This window comes from Pseudomonas fluorescens (assembly GCF_902497995.1).
Lineage (GTDB): Bacteria > Pseudomonadota > Gammaproteobacteria > Pseudomonadales > Pseudomonadaceae > Aquipseudomonas > Aquipseudomonas fluorescens_BK.
Genome location: NZ_CABVII010000021.1, coordinates 1 through 15,879, shown reverse-complemented (window position 1 = coordinate 15,879; position 15,879 = coordinate 1). Strand labels below are relative to the sequence as shown.

The window sequence follows — 15,879 nt, the reverse complement described above, 5'->3', positions numbered from 1 at the left end:
GACCACAGGGAAAGTCCTTTATGCTCAAAACGCTCGCGGTAGCCAACTACCGCTCGATCAATAAACTGGTGATCCCGCTAGGCCGGTTGAACCTGATCACCGGCCCCAACGGCAGCGGCAAATCCAACCTCTACCGTGCATTGCGCCTGCTGGCGGAAACCGCCCAGGGCGGCGTGGTCAACGCCTTGGCCCGCGAGGGTGGGCTGGATTCGACTTTCTGGGCCGGCCCGGAAAATATCAGCCGACGCATGCGCAACGGCGAAGTCCCGATCGAAGCGACTGTGCGGCACGGCGTCAAACGCCTGCGTTTGGGGTTTGCCGGGGAAGACTTCAGTTATTCCATTGCGCTGGGTCTGCCGGAAAAGACCCTTTCCTGTTTTTCCCTCGACCCGGAAATCAAAAAGGAATGCATCTGGTCCGGGCCTTTCTACCGCCCGGCCAGCCTGCTGGTGGACCGCGACGGCCCGATGATTCGTGCGCGTGAAGGTCGCTGTTGGGAAGTACTGGCCCAGCACACGCCAAATTTCGACAGCCTGTTCGATCAGGTCGGCAGCTTTCGCACCTCGCCGGAAGTCTTGCAGCTGCGTGAGTTCATCCGTCGCTGGCGTTTCTACGATCACTTTCGCAGCGATGCCGACGCGCCAGTGCGCCAACCGCAACTGGGCACCCGCACGCCGGTGCTGCACCACGATGGTCGTGATCTGGCTGCGGCGTTGCAGACCATTCGCGAAATCGGTGATCCCGAGGCTTTGCACACTGCAATCAGTGACGCGTTCCCTGGCGCGCGATTGAACATCGCGCCGTTGCAGGGCGGACGGTTTGCCATCGAGTTTTATCAGGAAGGGTTGTTGCGACCGTTATCGGCCGCCGAGTTGTCCGATGGGACGTTGCGCTACTTGCTGCTGGTTGCAGCGCTGCTGACGCCTCGGCCCCCGTCGCTGATGGTGCTGAACGAGCCGGAAACCAGCCTGCACCCGGACCTGTTGCCGGCGTTGGCGCGGTTGATTATCCGGGCGTCAGAGCAGTGCCAGGTGTGGGTGGTGTCCCATGCTCGGCGACTGATTTCGGCGTTGCAGGAGGATGATGAGTGCAATTGCATTGTGCTGGAGAAGACATTGGGCCAGACCGGGATTGTCGGGCAGCGGATGCTGGATGAGCCGGCTTGGTATTGGCCGGATTGAAGGTTCTGCATTGCGTGCGGCTCTATTTGGAGTGACGTCGAATGCTTTTGGCACTCTTCACAATGCGAACCTGCCTGTCGAGCTGCTCCTTCAAGAAGTCAACCGCCCGGTTAGGACGCACGGGAAAATTGAACGTCTCAAAACCAATCGGCCCAGGTGTTGGAAATGGAGCTGATGCTTGAGGTGAGCCCGGCGTCGGAGGAGGGGCTGACGGCACAATATTGTCATCAGCAGCCAAAGGGTTTTTATATTTCCCAAGTTTCGGTCCGCTGTAGGCAACGTCCACGGCACCGATCCTGTTCAACTTGTGAGCACGATATTTGTAAGCCACCGAAGCGCCTGATGCAGCAAAAGACAGCACGCTAATCGCGGTTATTGCAAAGAGCAGAGGGTCTTGAGCGGAAGTATCCGGATCTGTGGCGCTCATGATGGATCTCGTCACCCCCGCCCCGGCGCCAATAACACCTGCGACCGCCCCCGCCGCCCCTAAATACGTGGCTCTTTTCGCAAGAGATGCCGAGGCCGCAATACTTGTGGTTTTTAAACCAACTATCGAGAGCCGTGCAGAGACAAGCCCAACACCGCCCGAAACAAGACCCAGAAGATTCATTGCTACGACCAACCAGGGTTGCCAGGCTTCTCGTCCCGTTGGATCGGTGAAATTCACCGGATCTCCCTGACAATACGCATACGGATTCAATCCACCCCGACCAAACGGACTCAATCTGTCGGGACTGTTGAAGCGCATCAGCACCGGGTTGAATGCCCGATGGCCATTGCCCAGCAAATAATGGCGGGTGACCGGATCAACCGCTTCGCCGTTGAAACCCAGAAGACTACCGAGGCCGCTTTCGACCCAGCGATGACCGTAAGCCGTATACACCTGCTGCACAGGTCCGGCAGAGTCGGTGACACGCAACACGCAACGTTTTTGATCGGTGGCCAGTAACTGACTTTTGAAGTTGTCGCCTTCGCGCGATTGCAGCGCCAGCAGTTGATTGCCCTGCTGCAATACGCTCTGGCTGGAGAGACCTTGAATCTCGGTTGCCAGATGCTCGAGACGATAAAACCTTTGCAACGTTGCTTGCCCGACGGGCTCAAGTCCAGTCAGCTGATCCAGTGCGTTGTAGCGATAACGACTCGAGCCGGACTTGAACGTTTCCATTACAGAACCCCTCACCGCCAGGCAGTCAGTGTGCACCAACGACGGCACTCCGCCACCTAGTAGAACTGCTAGGTAGCCAGCTGAGGAATCATCGCGTAGTCAGATCAATCACCCGTTTCCACTCTCGACAATCACGCCTTGCGGCTTGGTTCATCGCGCAATTCGCCAAGATCAAAAGATCGCAGCCTTCGGCAGCTCCTACAAGGATTTGTGTGCACCTGTAGGAGCTGCCGAAGGCTGCGATCTTTGATCTTTTGCAAAAAAAACGCCGACGCTGTATTAGCCGTCGGCGTTGAAACCTTGAAGGGTTTACCTCGCAAATCAGAACGCTGGCAGTACTGCGCCGCTGTATTTCTTCTCGATGAAAGCCTTCACTTCAGGACTGGTCAAAGCCTTGGCCAGTTTCTGGATCGCGACGCTGTCCTTGTTGTCCGGACGAGCCACCAGGAAGTTCACATAAGGCGAATCGGCACCTTCGATCACCAGCGCGTCTTTAGCCGGGTTCAGGCCCGCTTCCAGTGCGTAGTTGGTGTTGATCATGTCCAGGTCGACCTGGTCCAGAACACGCGGCAACATCGCGGACTCAAGCTCCTTGAACTTGAAGTTGTGCGGGTTCTTGGCGATGTCTTTCGGGGTAGCCAGGGCGTTTTTCGGGTCTTTCAACTCGATCAGACCCGCTTTTTGCAGCAGGATCAGGGCGCGGCCGCTGTTGCTGCCTTCGTTCGGGATGGCGATGGTCGCGCCGTCTTTCAATTCAGCCAGGGTTTTGACTTTCTTCGAGTAGCCACCGAACGGCTCGACGTGCACGCCTATCACGGTCACCAGATTAGTGCCTTTGCCTTCGTTGAAGCTTTTCAGGTACGGCAGGGTCTGGAAGTAGTTCGCGTCCAGACGCTTCTGGTCGACCTGTACGTTGGGTTGAACGTAGTCGGTGAAGACTTTGATTTCCAGGTCCACGCCTTCTTTGGCGAGGGTTGGCTTGATCAGTTCAAGAATCTCGGCGTGTGGGACCGGGGTCGCTGCAACCACCAGTTTCTCGCCAGCCTGGGCCAGGCCCGCAGTCAGGGCAGCCGCCAGTGCGGTGAACAACAGAACCTTTTTCATGCAGTGTCCTTATCGAAAATCGCGGTCGTTATCAACGACGGCTTTTAATACAGGTGCCAGTGAAGTGCTATCGCTGACGTGACGGGGACAATACCGGGATTTTTTATTCCCGAACAATATCTTTTATTCACTTTCATATGCCATTTTGTTCATACAGCTCTGACTGGCTCGTTCCCTGTAGGAGCGAGGCTTGCCCGCGAAGGCGTCCTTCCTGACACACCGCGTCGCCTGGTTCGCCGTAGGAGCGAGGCTTGCCCGCGAAGGCGTCCTTCCTGATACACCGCGTCGCCTGGTTCGCCGTAGGAGCGAGGCTGAACTGGTCAAGTAATCTTGGACACCAGTTAAGGTTTACGCCGCCAGTCTCTCCCTGGCGACTGGCGACCGATAGTTGTTGTAGCTATGGGGCCTGGTGATGTTGTAGCGCGAGACGTAGCGCTGCACATCCGCTCGGGCCTCATGTTCCGATTCATAGCCTGTTTCCGGCACCCACTCTGATTTTAAACTGCCAAAAAAACGCTCCATCGGGGCGTTGTCCCAGCATTCGCCTTTACGGCTCATGCTTTGCCGAAGCCCATGTTTCAGCAGCTCATTCCTGAACTTGTGGCTGGTGTACTGGGCGGATTCAACCGGTCGTCGCAACACCTTGATCGAGGTGTTTATGGGACGACCCGCAGGATGGATGCAAAAATTGACGGGCCGGGGAGCGATGCGTTCTCCAGGTGCGCCCTCACTTCGTAATGAGATTGAGCGGCTATTTTGGGTGCAGATTGCAACAGGCATCACAAGCGAAAAGGCAGCACAAGCCGTTGGCGTATCAACGGCGGTAGGCACACGCTGGTTCCGTCATCGAGGCGGGATGCCATTATTCATGTCGAACCACATATCAGGACGATACTTATCGTTCGCAGAGCGAGAAGAGATTGGGCTGCTTCGAGCGCAAAGTGTTGGCGTTCGTGAGATTGCCCGTCGCCTTGGACGAAGCCCATCGACAATTTCACGGGAGCTGGCACGTAATGCTGCAACTCGTTGCGGTCGGCTTGAGTATCGAGCGTCAGTCGCGCAATGGAAGGCAGAACTGGTGGCCAAGAGGCCGAAACCAGCGAAACTGGTCACTAACTCGCGACTGCACCAATACGTACGCGACCGCCTTGAGGGCAAGGTTCAAGACGCCGATGGTCGTGAGATTTCTGGGCCTCGGCAAGCGCCCTTCAAAGGCCGAAATAAACCGCATCGCAGTGACCGTAAATGGGTCAATGGCTGGTCGCCTGAACAGATTACCAACCGGCTCCAGATCGATTTTCCGGATGATGAATCCATGCGCATCTCTCATGAAGCCATATATCAGGCGCTCTACATTCAGGGTCGAGGAGCTCTCAAGCGCGAACTGGTGAGCTGCCTGCGCTCAGGACGAGCATTGCGCGTGCCGAGAGCCAGAGCGCAGGCCAAAGCGTGGGCACACGTCAGCGAGGACGTCATGATCTCCAGTCGCCCTGCTGAGGTAGAAGATCGGGCTGTACCCGGGCATTGGGAGGGCGACCTGATCATCGGTCTGAACCGTTCTGCGATTGGAACTCTGGTCGAGCGCTCAACTCGATTTACCATGCTCGTCCATCTGCCTCGCGAGAAAGGTTATGGGCTAATTCCCCGCACGAAGAACGGCCCGGCGCTGGCCGGCTATGGGGCTGTTAGTATGGCCAACGCATTGAAGAAAACGGTGACTGACCTTCCCATCGAGCTGTGGCGATCTTTGACCTGGGATCGTGGAAAGGAGCTGTCGGATCACGCTCGATTTACCATCGAGTCCGGAGTGAAGGTTTTCTTCGCTGATCCACATAGTCCATGGCAGCGCGGCACAAACGAAAATACGAACGGCCTTCTACGGCAATACTTCCCGAAAGGCACTGACCTCTCTCGTTGGAGTGCCCAAGAAATACAGGCGGTAGCTCACGCACTTAACACTAGACCTCGAAAAACACTCGGCTGGAAAACACCTGCCGAAGCACTGAATGAGTATCTAAAGTCTGTACAACAATCCAGTGTTGCGACGACCGGTTGAATCCGCCCTGACAACCTTGGTCAGAGTGAAACAGCACATCTTTGGGGCGACCCCGCAGCTCAACCGCCATGCGCAGGGCTTCGCAGGTCAGCGTGGCATCGGAGATCATCGAAAACGACCAGCCCACTATCCGGCGCGCGTACAAATCCAGAACCGCTGCGAAATACAGCCAGCGCTTGCCCACCTTGATGTACGTCACATCGCCACACCACACCTGATTGACCGCCGTGACATCAAACTTGCGCTTGAGGACATGCGGCGCCACCAACGCCTCCACGCCGGGTGACTTGTACTTATGGCGCCTGCGCTGACGACTGGCGATGCCAGCTTCACGCATCAAACTGCGAGCCATGAACCGTCCGACCTGATACCCACTGGCTTGTAGCTCTTTAGCCAGAGTGCGCGCGCCCGCAGAGGCCCTCGACGCCCTGTGATGCTTGACCAGCACGGCTTTGAGCTTCTCCCGCTCGGGATTCACCTTGCCTTGGCGCTGACGCCAAGCGTAAAAGCTGCTGCGGTTGATTCCGAACGCCCGACAGCAATTGTTAACGCCGTACTGCTCGTCCAGCTCATCGATCAACGAGAATGATCTTTGGCGTCCAAAAGCAGGAGAGCACTGGCCTTTTTTAGGATTTCGATATCCAGGTCTTTTTGCCGGAGCAACGCTTTGAGTTTCTGGATCTCTCGCTGATCCGCGGTAATCGCCTTGGCGCCCACCGGGGTCGAGCCCAAGCGTTCTTTACGAACCTGATCGACCCAGCGGCGCAACGCAGTAGGGCCAATATCCAGACTGACACAGACCTCGGGAACCGACTGCCCCTCGTCCAGCACCATGCTGGCTGCCTTGAGTTTGAACTCACTCGAATAAGATTTACGCATATCCAAACACCTCAGATTTGGGCGCCATCATAGCGCCCGATTGAAGTGTCCAAAATCATTAGGCCAGTTCAGGCTTGCCCGCGAAGGCGTCCTTCCTGATACACCGCGTCGCCTGGTTCGCCGTAGGAGCGAGGCTTGCCCGCGAAGGCGTCCTTCCTGATACACCGCGTCGCCTGGTTCGCCGTAGGAGCGAGGCTTGCCCGCGAAGGCGTCCTTCCTGATACACCGCGTCGCCTGGTTCGCGAGCAAGCTTCGCTCCTACAGAAACGCGGCGTCTTTCAAGAGTTGTTTCAGCGCTGCTTGTTCGCTGGCAGTGCCTTGGCTGAGGATGTGCTTGAGTTGCCGCTCGATCGCCACCAGCGAGACAGGGACTTCAGGCAAATTCAAATGCTCCGGCAGAATCTCATCGCCGGTACTCACCAGCAACGCAAAATGAATGACGTTTTCCAGCTCCCGGGTGTTGCCCGGCCAACTGTGCTGTTCGAGCAAATGCTGGGCGGAGTCGCTGATCAGCGGTACCGGCAAATCGAGGCGCTGGCTGTAGATACCGAGGAAGTATTCGGACAGTGACAGGATATCGCCCACCCGTTCGCGCAAGGCCGGCAGTTCGAGCTGGCCTTCGCTGAGGTAGTGATAAAGCCGCTCGTGGAATTTACCTGCGGCGACCGCCTGGGCCAGATCGATGCTGGTGGCGGCCACCAGGCGCACGTCCACCGGGCTCGGTCGCTGAGCACCGACGCGGGTGACTTCGTGGTTTTCCAGGGCGGCGAGCAGTTTGATCTGGATCGGCAGCGGCAGGTCGCCAATCTCGTCCAGATAGAGCGTCCCGCCATTGGCCGAACCGAACCAGCCCGCGCGGCTGCTGGCCGAACCGCTGTAGCTGCCGGCAGCGTAGCCGAACAGTTCGGCATCGGCGTAAGTGGGGCTGATCGCACCGCAATTCACCGAAACGAACAAGCCACTGCGATCACTGGCGCGGTGGATGTGGCGCGCCAGCAATTCTTTACCGCTGCCGGTTTCGCCACGGATTAACACGGAGATCGAACGCGGCGCCAGTTGTTCCAGCTCCTGGCGCAACTGGCGCGAGCGCGGATCGACGAACACCAGCGCCTTGGCGCGAATGCTCAAGGGACTTTTTTCTGCATCGGGAAAGGTCAGCAGCGGCTGACCGAAGGCTTCAAAACTCATGGCAGACTCCCGCCCAAAACCGCCGGGAGACGGGGGCGTTTGAAAAAAAGGAAATTCAGGCGCGGCGCAGGGCGTGGTGTTCCATGCGGTTTTGCAGGCGATAGAGATAAGCAAAACCCTGCTCCCAGCGCTGGTGACCGGACTTCACATTGATGTGTCCGGCCCCCGACAAAATCCCCGCCTCGGCCCCCCATTTGCGGGCCAGCTCCAAAGCACGCGGCGCACTCACGGCGCTGTCGTTATCGGAACTGACAACCTGGCTGGGGAATGGCAAAAGGTGGGTCGGGATCGGTGCGAAATTGCGCAATGCCGGCGCGCAGGCAGGGCGTTCGACATCCGCAGGCGCGACCAGCAACGCACCGCGAACCTGACGTAAAACCTGCACAGGCGCAGTGGCGGCCCAATGGGCAACGGTGATGCAACCCAGGCTGTGGGCGATCAGGATGACCGGCGTGCTGTCGGCGGCAATCGCCTCGGCCAGTGCCGCGACCCAGTCTTCACGACGTGGCGTCAACCAGTCCGCCTGCTCCACCCGTGCGCTATTCGGCAGGCTGTTCTGCCAGTGGCTTTGCCAATGATCTTCTGGCGATCCTTGCCAGCCCGGCACAATCAGGTAGCGAATTGATTCGTTGCGCATGGGGGAAGCTCTCCTGCTGCGTGTCTGTTCCCGAGCAAGTATAGGGAGGAGAGTTATATTCTTTAAGGAATAAGAAGCTATTTATTAAGACCAATATCGAATATGAGACACCGCAACCTGTAGGAGCTGGCTTGCCGGCGAAAGCGTCCTGCCAATCGATAAATATACTGCCAGTTACACTGCTTTCGCTGGCAAGCCAGCCCCTACAGGGTCGGAACAAAAAAAAGGGGCCGCACCCTGCCAAGGAGACGGCCCCGGAAAACTCAAATTCTGTCAGCGCCATTCACCAGCGCCGGGATACGATAATTGGCTGAAACGGTTATCTAATAAAGGAATATTTAATTACTTTATTAGGTCTGAATCGCATATGCCGATCAACCAACCCAGACGTTCACTGCCTGCGTCATAACGTATCGTCCCTTTGGGTCAAATTGATGACCGGGGTTTGAGTTTTCCGATGCATCTGTCAAACCTCGGCCGCACGCACCTGATGCGGCTCGACCACATCCTTGCGAACCAAAGCGGTTCGCCCGGGTAAACGTTCCCACCTGGCGTATTGCGCCGATCGCCGTACTGCATTCAGTCGCTGGGGACTTGCAGAAGTACCGTCCATGCTTCCATCCTCTGGTTATTGATGTTCGCATCCTGCCTTGTGAACCCTCGCAATGTGGTAGCCGTGAACGCCAACCCGTTGACCGGAAGCGCCAATCAGCATGACTGAACCGACCTCCCTCGCCAGCTGGACCCGTGCCCTGCGCAAACAACTCGATGCGCTTGGTCTCGACAGCACCGCGCTGTGCCAGCAGGCGGGGCTCGACCCGCAACTGATGGACGACCCGAACGCCCGTTACCCGTTGTCCGGAACGACGCGCCTATGGGAAATCGCGGTGCAGGTCAGCGGCGATCCGGCAATCGGCTTGCGTGTGTCGCGCTTTGTCAGCCCGACCACGTTTCACGCGCTCGGTTATGCGCTGGTGGCCAGCGGCAGTCTTCGGGAAGTGTTCGAGCGCATCGTGCGCTATCACCAGGTGGTCAGCGACGCCCTGGAACTGGAGCTGATCCGCGGCGAAGACCGTTACCGTTTCCGTCTGAAAATCCCGCCCGGCAATCCGGCACCGGCTTTCGAAGCCATCGATGCCTTCGCGGCGATTTACGTACGTACCTGTCGCAATCGTCTCGGGCGCGACTACGCGCCGCTGGCGGTGTATCTGCGGCGTCCGGAACCCAGCGACTCACATCAATGGCACAAGGTCTTTCGCTCGCCGGTGTACTTCGCCGCCGATGAAGACCGACTGGAATTTTCCTTGATGGATTTCGACAGCCACCTGGACGATGCCAACCCGGAACTGGGCGAGCATAACGAAGCGGTGATTGAGCCCACGCTCGCGCAACTCAAGCTCCTGACCTGGGAGCGCAAGGTGCGCGACGCCATTGAAGAGCAATTGCCCGAAGGCGAGCCCAGCGCCGAACGCATCGCCCAGGCCCTGCATCTGAGCTTGCGCAGCCTGCAACGGCATCTGGCGGACGAGGGTTGTCGGTTTGATACCCTGCTCAATGAAAGTCGCGAAAACCTGGCGCTGCTGCACCTGCGTGACCCGCAGTGTTCGTTGAGTGAGGTCAGCTATTTGTTGGGGTTTGCCGATACCAGCAGCTTCAGTCGCGCGTTCAAGCGCTGGACCGGGATGACGCCGGGGCAGTTTCGAGAGGGGCTGCGGTGACATGAATTCGGGAGGTGTGTTGCCTGGTCGGGCCTCTTCGCGAGCAAGCCCGCTCCCACATGCGATCGCATTTCTCCAGGAAGAACTCGGTCAACTGTGGGAGCGGGCTTGCTCGCGAAGGCGGTAGTCCACTCGCCGCAAAAACTTCAGCGCCCCCGATCCCGCCGCAGCAACTTGCGCACCCGCTTGACCAGCTCACTCACCGCAAACGGCTTGAGCAGATAATCATCTTCATGCAACTCCAGCCCGCGCAGGCGATCTTCGATTCCGTCTTTTGTCGTCAGGAGCAGCACCGGCGTGTCGCCGAGCTTGCGGATCTGTTGCAACAACTGCCAGCCGTTGAGCCCCGGCAGCATGACGTCGAGGATGATCAGCTCGTACTCGCCAGCCTCGATAAACCGTCGGCCGGCCATCCCGTTGACGGCCACATCCACCGCATAACTCGCCTCGCTCAGGCCCTTGGCCAGAAGCTTGGCGAGCTCAGGCTCGTCTTCCACTAACAGCACACGCATGGCACACCTCGATTGTCGTCATCACAGGCTAGGCGCCTTCGCGGATAAAGCCCATCAATAAAAAATCGTTCGAAGGTTCGGGCCGCCTTCGCAAGAGCTTTTTTCATATCATCGCCCATGTCCCGGTAACAGGTGCCGGACATGGGCGGTTGACTGCAGACTATCCTGTAAGGCAACAGGTTAATGGCGGAGCCACTGGCCACTCATCAGGCGTGGACGCCAGACCTGCCTCTCCATGAAAAATCCTTGAAATTGTCGCCTTGCTGACAGCGCGAAATATGAGCCTGGTCCATGATCCAGCACCCTACAGGAGGAACAACAATGAAAAGCCTCGTCGATCATCTCAGTCAATACGCCACCTACCATCGTGACCCGCGCAATATTGCCACCCACTTTGTCGGCATTCCGCTGATTGTAGTGGCGGTGGCGGTGTTGCTGTCCCGTCCGCAATGGGCCGGGGGCTGGCTGTCACCCGCGGTGCTGGTGGCTATGGCGTCGGCGTGGTTTTACCTGCGCCTGGAGGTGCGCCTCGGAATGCTGATGACCCTGTTGCTGGGGCTGTGTATTTGGGCAGGTCAGATGCTGGCGCAGCAAAGTACACTGGTCTGGCTGGCGAGCGGCGTCGGGATGTTTGTGATCGGCTGGGCGATTCAGTTTGTCGGTCATCACTATGAAGGACGCAAACCGGCGTTTGTCGATGATGTGACGGGGTTGATTGTCGGGCCGTTGTTCGTGGTGGTTGAGTTGGCGTTTTTGCTGGGGATGCGGCGGGAGCTGAAAGGGCAGATCGAGGCGCGGGCGGGTGGTGTGCGTTTGCGCCAGAAAAACGCTGCGGCGTAGGACGCCTTCGCGAGCAAGCCCGCTCCCACATTGGATCTGTGGCGTATACAAATCCAATGTGGGAGTGGGCTTGCTCGCGAAGCTTTTGATCTTAGATGTTGGCGACTTTCTGCCAGACCTTGGGCTTGAAGAACAGCGTCTCGCCCTTCGCCAACCCGGTCAGGCTGTCGTGATCCTTCACCACTTCAGCCTCGATCAACTCGCTCTGGCCTTCCACCTTCAACGTCACCCGGGTCGTCGCGCCCAATGGCCGGATATCCCGCACCTCGGCCGCGTGATGATCTTCCAGTTCATGGCGCGACAGCGACACTTCGTGAGGACGGAACAGCACATGGTTGTCTTCACCCAAATGCAGACGATTCGAGTCGCCGAGGAAGTGATAGACGAAATCGCTGGCCGGGTTTTCGTAGACGTCGCCCGGTGAGCCGATCTGCTCGATCACACCTTTGTTCATCACCACGATGCGGTCGGCGACTTCCATGGCTTCTTCCTGGTCGTGGGTCACGAAGACCGAGGTCAGGTTGATGTCCTCGTGCAGCCGTGCAAGCCAGCGGCGCAGTTCTTTACGGACTTTGGCGTCGAGGGCGCCAAACGGCTCGTCGAGCAGCAGGACCTTCGGCTCCACCGCCAAGGCGCGGGCCAGGGCAATACGTTGACGCTGACCGCCGGACAGCTGTTCCGGATAGCGATCCGCCAACCAGTCCAGTTGCACCATGTTCAGCAGTTCGTGGACTTTCACCGCGATCTGGCTCTCGCTGGGGCGCTGGTTTTTCGGTTTCATGCGCAGGCCGAACGCGACGTTGTCGAACACGGTCATGTGGCGGAACAAGGCGTAGTGCTGGAATACGAAGCCGACGTTGCGATCACGCACATCGTGGCCGGAAACGTCTTCACCGTGAAACACGATGCTGCCTTTATCCGGGGTTTCGAGACCGGCGATGATCCGCAGCAGCGTGGTCTTGCCGCAACCGGAGGGGCCGAGCAGCGCGACCAGTTCGCCGCTTTGAATGTCCAGGCTGATGTTGTCCAGCGCCTTGAACGCGTTGAAATTCTTGCTGACGTTACGCACTTCGATCGACATGTCTTATTCCTCCGCGGCGCTGGCGCGCAGGCGGTTGATACGGTTTTCGCTCCACTGCTTGAGCAGCAGGATGAAGAGCGCCAGGATCAGCAACAGGCTCGCTACGGCGAACGCGGCCACGTGGTTGTATTCGTTGTAGAGGATCTCGACGTGCAGCGGCAAGGTGTTGGTCACCCCGCGAATGTGCCCGGAAACCACCGACACCGCACCGAACTCACCCATGGCCCGCGCCGTACACAGCACCACGCCGTAGATCAGGCCCCATTTGATATTGGGCACGGTGACATGCCAGAACATCTGCCAGCCATTGGCCCCGAGCAGGCGCGCGGCCTCTTCTTCCTGAGTGCCTTGTTCCTGCATCAGCGGAATCAGCTCGCGGGCCACGAACGGCACGGTGACAAAAATCGTCGCCAGCACGATGCCTGGCAAGGCGAAGACGATCTGGATGTCGTGGTCTTGCAACCATGGCCCGAACAAGCCCTGGGCGCCGAACATCAGCACGTAGACCAGGCCGGCGATCACCGGCGACACCGAGAACGGCAGGTCGATCAGGGTCACGAGGATACTTTTGCCGCGGAACGAGTACTTGCTCACGCACCACGCCGCACTGACGCCGAACACCAGGTTCAGCGGCACCGAAATCAGCACGGCGATCACCGTGAGTTTCAGGGCCGACAATGCATCCGGTTCAAAAATCGCGGTGAAGAACGCGCCGATCCCGAGCTTCAGGCCCTGGGACACCACGATCACCAGCGGCAACAACAGGAACAGGGCAAAAATCAGCCAGCCAAGGCCGATCAGCAGTCGCCGCGATGAAGCGCTGCCACGGCGGGAGGCGTTCGAGGAAGCAGCAGCAATAGACGATCGGGACATTTGTGCGCCTCCTTATGGGGTTTCGATGCGCCGCTGCAGCAAGTTGATCAGCAGCAACAGGATGAAGGAAACCACCAGCATCAGTACACCAATGGAGGTAGCGCCGGTGTAATCGTACTGGTCGAGCTTGACCATGATCAGCAGCGGCAGGATCTCGGTTTTCATTGGCATGTTGCCGGCGATGAAAATCACCGATCCGTACTCGCCAACCCCGCGAGCAAAGGCCAAGGCGAAACCGGTCAACCAGGCCGGCAGCAATGCGGGCACCAGGATATGACGGAAAACCTGCAAGGGTTTCGCACCGAGGCACGCCGCCGCTTCCTCCACTTCACGCGGGATATCGGCCAATACTGGCTGTACTGTACGTACCACGAATGGAAGTGTTACGAAAGTCAGTGCCAGCGTGATGCCGAGGGGGGTATACGCGATCTTGAACCCCAGGTCGGCCGCGAACTGCCCCACCCAGCCGTTCGGCGCGTAGAGCGCGGTCAACGCGATACCGGCAACGGCAGTGGGCAATGCGAACGGAAGATCGATCATCGCATCGATGATTTTTCGTCCCGGGAAGGTGTAGCGCACCAGCACCCAGGCCAGCAGCGTGCCGATGATGCCGTTGATGATCGCGGCGTAGAGGGCCGTGCCGAAGCTCAGCTTCAACGCCGCCAGCACCCGCGGCGCCGAGATAATCGCCCAGAACTGTTCCCAGGTGAGTTGAGCGGCATGCACGAACATCGCCGCCAGTGGAATGAGCACAATCAGGCTGAGGTACACCAAGGTGTAGCCCAGCGTCAGCCCGAAGCCGGGTATGACGGGGGAGATACGACGAGACATAAAAGTCCTTGGTTGAGAACGCGCTAAGCCCCGACGGTTAAATCGGGGCTCGTTTATGACCTGGTGCAGGTTACTGCGCCTGGTAAATCTGGTCGAATACGCCACCGTCATTGAAGAATTTCGGTTGCGCGGCTTTCCAGCCGCCGAAGTCCTTGTCGATGGTCACCAGGTCCAGGGTCGGGAACTGTTTGGCGTACTTGGCGGCCACGCCCTTGTCACGTGGACGATAGAAGTTTTTCGCCGCGATTTCCTGGCCCGCCGGGCTGTACAGGTGTTTCAGGTAGGCTTCGGCAATTACGGTGTTGCCCTTTTTTTCGGCGTTTTTGTCGACTATGGCCACTGGGGGCTCGGCGAGGATCGACAGCGAAGGCACCACGATGTCGAACTTGTCGGCGCCGCCCTCTTCTTTCAGCGCCAGGAAGGCTTCGTTTTCCCAGGCCAGCAACACATCGCCCTGACCGTTGTTGACGAAAGTGATGGTCGAACCGCGAGCACCGGTGTCCAAAACGGGAACGTGCTTGAACAGGGCCTGCACGTATTCCTTGGCCTTGGCTTCGTCACCGCCGTTGGCTTTCAGGCCATAGGCCCAGGCTGCCAGGAAGTTCCAGCGCGCACCGCCGGAGGTTTTCGGGTTCGGGGTGATGACTTCCACACCACTCTTGGTCAAGTCGCCCCAATCCTTGATGCCCTTGGGGTTGCCCTTGCGCACCAGGAACACGATGGTCGACGTGTACGGCGTGCTCGCCTCTGGCAGACGCTTCTGCCAGTCGGCCGGCAGGGTCTTGCCGAGCTTGGCGATTTCATCGATGTCACCCGCCAGGGCCAGCGTCACCACGTCGGCGCGCAGACCGTCGATCACTGCACGGCCCTGTTTACCCGAGCCACCATGGGACTGTTGGATTTTCACGTTGTCGTCCGGATGTGCTTTCTTCCAGAAACTGCTGAACTCGGCGTTGTAATCCTGATACAGCTCACGGGTCGGGTCGTACGACACGTTGAGCAGTTCGTAATCCTTGGCAACCGCGGAACCAGCAAATAGGGCACTGGCCAGGGCGGCCAAAGCGAAATGACGAATCGACGACATGGTGAAAGCTCCTGGAATTCTGCTGGTGATGGCTTTTCTTATGGGTTCAAGGATCGCGGTTGCCGGTTAAAAGATCGCAGCCTGCGCCAGCGCCTGCCTCGGTCCCCCGCCGGAGCTGCCGCAGGCTGCGATCTTTTGATCTTTTTTTTCAGCTCGGTTTGTTGCTCGGGTTCTGCAAACGGAATTTTTCCTTGCGTTCGATCTGGACCACCTGAGCGTTGTGTACGGTGATTTCCACAGCGCCGAACCGCAGGTCGCGCAAGGCACTCTGGATCTCACGCAGGATGGTGGCTTCGTCTTGACCGTCAACGCTACGCAGGGATGCGCTCATGATGCTGCTCCTTCAACTGAGAGGTTGCCTGGCAGTGGGCGGCACTGCTTACGGCGTGAGACCAATAGTAGATAAGCGCTGATATTCTTAAAAAGACTATTTAAGAATGTTTATATAACCAAACTAAATTATCTGCCGAGACGGGGGTTTACGCCTGAGGGACGAATCAAAATCTAAAAATGGCTATCTTCATCTACCCCTACGCAACCCCTGTAGGCGCTGGCTTGCCAGCTCCTATGTATGGACTCGCCCCCACTGTCTACCCGCTTTCAAAAAAAACTGCCGCCCCGTTGCATCTATGTATTAGGCCTATTCGAGGAAGCCGTCATCGGCTTCTGGCCAAAATTGGAAGAGCTCGTGGCATGCCGATTACAGTCAGGCCTCGAAGGCCAGTAGGAG

At 58.2% G+C, this 15,879-nt stretch carries 17 protein-coding genes; 4 read left to right on the top strand and 13 right to left on the bottom strand.

Going from position 1 to position 15,879, the window contains the following annotated elements; all coding sequences use genetic code 11:
- Positions 1 to 20: 20 nt before the first annotated feature.
- Positions 21 to 1,181, top strand: a complete 1,161-nt coding sequence (locus F8N80_RS22530) for an AAA family ATPase (RefSeq protein WP_150784720.1) — start codon at positions 21 to 23, stop codon at positions 1,179 to 1,181.
- 22 nt (positions 1,182 to 1,203) lie between these two features.
- Here F8N80_RS22530 and F8N80_RS22525 read toward each other — a convergent pair whose 3' ends face one another.
- The 3 genes from F8N80_RS22525 to F8N80_RS32235 all read right to left on the bottom strand — a co-directional run bounded on the left by F8N80_RS22525 (position 1,204) and on the right by F8N80_RS32235 (position 4,281).
- Positions 1,204 to 2,346: an RHS repeat-associated core domain-containing protein gene (locus tag F8N80_RS22525; RefSeq protein ID WP_150784719.1), complete on the bottom strand. Its 1,143-nt coding sequence runs from the start codon at positions 2,344 to 2,346 to the stop codon at positions 1,204 to 1,206.
- Between the two features lie 321 nt (positions 2,347 to 2,667).
- Positions 2,668 to 3,450, bottom strand: a complete 783-nt coding sequence (locus tag F8N80_RS22520) for a MetQ/NlpA family ABC transporter substrate-binding protein (RefSeq protein ID WP_010464830.1) — start codon at positions 3,448 to 3,450, stop codon at positions 2,668 to 2,670.
- Positions 3,451 to 3,798: 348 nt separating this feature from the next.
- Positions 3,799 to 4,281, bottom strand: coding sequence for a transposase (locus F8N80_RS32235; RefSeq protein WP_440131194.1), 483 nt, complete (start codon positions 4,279 to 4,281; stop codon positions 3,799 to 3,801).
- Between F8N80_RS32235 and F8N80_RS22510 the strand changes: the two genes are divergently transcribed.
- The gene (locus F8N80_RS22510; RefSeq protein ID WP_440131193.1) at positions 4,211 to 5,506 is read left to right on the top strand and encodes an IS30 family transposase; all 1,296 of its coding nucleotides are present in this window, start codon (positions 4,211 to 4,213) and stop codon (positions 5,504 to 5,506) included. The genes F8N80_RS32235 and F8N80_RS22510 overlap by 71 nt on opposite strands.
- Here the strand turns inward: F8N80_RS22510 and F8N80_RS31700 are convergent.
- The 4 genes from F8N80_RS31700 to F8N80_RS22495 all read right to left on the bottom strand — a co-directional run bounded on the left by F8N80_RS31700 (position 5,409) and on the right by F8N80_RS22495 (position 8,210).
- Positions 5,409 to 6,086, bottom strand: a complete 678-nt coding sequence (locus tag F8N80_RS31700) for an IS3 family transposase (protein WP_224790742.1) — start codon at positions 6,084 to 6,086, stop codon at positions 5,409 to 5,411. The genes F8N80_RS22510 and F8N80_RS31700 overlap by 98 nt on opposite strands.
- Positions 6,083 to 6,385, bottom strand: coding sequence for a transposase (locus F8N80_RS31695; RefSeq protein WP_224790741.1), 303 nt, complete (start codon positions 6,383 to 6,385; stop codon positions 6,083 to 6,085). The genes F8N80_RS31700 and F8N80_RS31695 overlap by 4 nt, the downstream gene beginning before the upstream one ends.
- Before the next feature lie 258 nt (positions 6,386 to 6,643).
- Positions 6,644 to 7,573, bottom strand: coding sequence for a sigma 54-interacting transcriptional regulator (locus tag F8N80_RS22500; protein WP_150747193.1), 930 nt, complete (start codon positions 7,571 to 7,573; stop codon positions 6,644 to 6,646).
- Positions 7,574 to 7,628: 55 nt separating this feature from the next.
- On the bottom strand, positions 7,629 to 8,210 hold the full coding sequence (locus F8N80_RS22495; RefSeq protein ID WP_150747192.1) for an alpha/beta hydrolase: 582 nt from the start codon (positions 8,208 to 8,210) through the stop codon (positions 7,629 to 7,631).
- Between the two features lie 713 nt (positions 8,211 to 8,923).
- Here F8N80_RS22495 and F8N80_RS22490 point away from each other — a divergent pair.
- Positions 8,924 to 9,928, top strand: coding sequence for an AraC family transcriptional regulator (locus tag F8N80_RS22490; protein WP_150784718.1), 1,005 nt, complete (start codon positions 8,924 to 8,926; stop codon positions 9,926 to 9,928).
- Positions 9,929 to 10,074: 146 nt separating this feature from the next.
- On the opposite strand, the gene F8N80_RS22485 is transcribed toward F8N80_RS22490, so the two are convergent.
- Entirely contained in the window at positions 10,075 to 10,440 is a 366-nt protein-coding gene (locus tag F8N80_RS22485; protein ID WP_150747190.1) for a response regulator, read from the bottom strand.
- 321 nt (positions 10,441 to 10,761) lie between these two features.
- Between F8N80_RS22485 and F8N80_RS22480 the strand changes: the two genes are divergently transcribed.
- Positions 10,762 to 11,280 carry an Mpo1 family 2-hydroxy fatty acid dioxygenase gene (locus tag F8N80_RS22480; protein ID WP_150747189.1) on the top strand — a complete coding sequence of 173 codons (519 nt, stop codon included), beginning with the start codon at positions 10,762 to 10,764 and terminating at the stop codon, positions 11,278 to 11,280.
- A gap of 91 nt (positions 11,281 to 11,371) precedes the next feature.
- Here F8N80_RS22480 and F8N80_RS22475 read toward each other — a convergent pair whose 3' ends face one another.
- The 5 genes from F8N80_RS22475 to oscA form a co-directional block, all read right to left on the bottom strand.
- Positions 11,372 to 12,361 (bottom strand): sulfate/molybdate ABC transporter ATP-binding protein, encoded by a 990-nt coding sequence (locus tag F8N80_RS22475; protein ID WP_150747188.1) that lies wholly within the window; start codon positions 12,359 to 12,361, stop codon positions 11,372 to 11,374.
- A 3-nt stretch (positions 12,362 to 12,364) separates the two neighbouring features.
- Entirely contained in the window at positions 12,365 to 13,234 is an 870-nt protein-coding gene (cysW, locus tag F8N80_RS22470; RefSeq protein ID WP_150784717.1) for a sulfate ABC transporter permease subunit CysW, read from the bottom strand.
- Positions 13,235 to 13,246: 12 nt separating this feature from the next.
- Positions 13,247 to 14,065, bottom strand: a complete 819-nt coding sequence (gene cysT / locus F8N80_RS22465) for a sulfate ABC transporter permease subunit CysT (RefSeq protein ID WP_064675347.1) — start codon at positions 14,063 to 14,065, stop codon at positions 13,247 to 13,249.
- A gap of 70 nt (positions 14,066 to 14,135) precedes the next feature.
- On the bottom strand, positions 14,136 to 15,149 hold the full coding sequence (locus F8N80_RS22460; protein WP_150784716.1) for a sulfate ABC transporter substrate-binding protein: 1,014 nt from the start codon (positions 15,147 to 15,149) through the stop codon (positions 14,136 to 14,138).
- 148 nt (positions 15,150 to 15,297) lie between these two features.
- The gene (gene oscA / locus F8N80_RS22455; protein ID WP_007945260.1) at positions 15,298 to 15,480 is read right to left on the bottom strand and encodes a sulfur starvation response protein OscA; all 183 of its coding nucleotides are present in this window, start codon (positions 15,478 to 15,480) and stop codon (positions 15,298 to 15,300) included.
- Positions 15,481 to 15,879 lie beyond the last annotated feature (399 nt).

Excerpts from the sequence above, each read along its gene's own strand:
- F8N80_RS22530 (WP_150784720.1), top strand. The coding sequence starts at position 21 with ATGCTCAAAACGCTCGCGGTAGCCAACTACCGCTCGATCAATAAACTG.
- F8N80_RS22525 (WP_150784719.1), bottom strand. The coding sequence starts at position 2,346 with ATGGAAACGTTCAAGTCCGGCTCGAGTCGTTATCGCTACAACGCACTG.
- F8N80_RS22520 (WP_010464830.1), bottom strand. The coding sequence starts at position 3,450 with ATGAAAAAGGTTCTGTTGTTCACCGCACTGGCGGCTGCCCTGACTGCG.
- F8N80_RS31695 (WP_224790741.1), bottom strand. The coding sequence starts at position 6,385 with ATGCGTAAATCTTATTCGAGTGAGTTCAAACTCAAGGCAGCCAGCATG.
- F8N80_RS22500 (WP_150747193.1), bottom strand. The coding sequence starts at position 7,573 with ATGAGTTTTGAAGCCTTCGGTCAGCCGCTGCTGACCTTTCCCGATGCA.
- F8N80_RS22495 (WP_150747192.1), bottom strand. The coding sequence starts at position 8,210 with ATGCGCAACGAATCAATTCGCTACCTGATTGTGCCGGGCTGGCAAGGA.
- F8N80_RS22490 (WP_150784718.1), top strand. The coding sequence starts at position 8,924 with ATGACTGAACCGACCTCCCTCGCCAGCTGGACCCGTGCCCTGCGCAAA.
- F8N80_RS22485 (WP_150747190.1), bottom strand. The coding sequence starts at position 10,440 with ATGCGTGTGCTGTTAGTGGAAGACGAGCCTGAGCTCGCCAAGCTTCTG.
- F8N80_RS22480 (WP_150747189.1), top strand. The coding sequence starts at position 10,762 with ATGAAAAGCCTCGTCGATCATCTCAGTCAATACGCCACCTACCATCGT.
- F8N80_RS22475 (WP_150747188.1), bottom strand. The coding sequence starts at position 12,361 with ATGTCGATCGAAGTGCGTAACGTCAGCAAGAATTTCAACGCGTTCAAG.
- cysW (WP_150784717.1), bottom strand. The coding sequence starts at position 13,234 with ATGTCCCGATCGTCTATTGCTGCTGCTTCCTCGAACGCCTCCCGCCGT.
- cysT (WP_064675347.1), bottom strand. The coding sequence starts at position 14,065 with ATGTCTCGTCGTATCTCCCCCGTCATACCCGGCTTCGGGCTGACGCTG.
- F8N80_RS22460 (WP_150784716.1), bottom strand. The coding sequence starts at position 15,149 with ATGTCGTCGATTCGTCATTTCGCTTTGGCCGCCCTGGCCAGTGCCCTA.
- oscA (WP_007945260.1), bottom strand. The coding sequence starts at position 15,480 with ATGAGCGCATCCCTGCGTAGCGTTGACGGTCAAGACGAAGCCACCATC.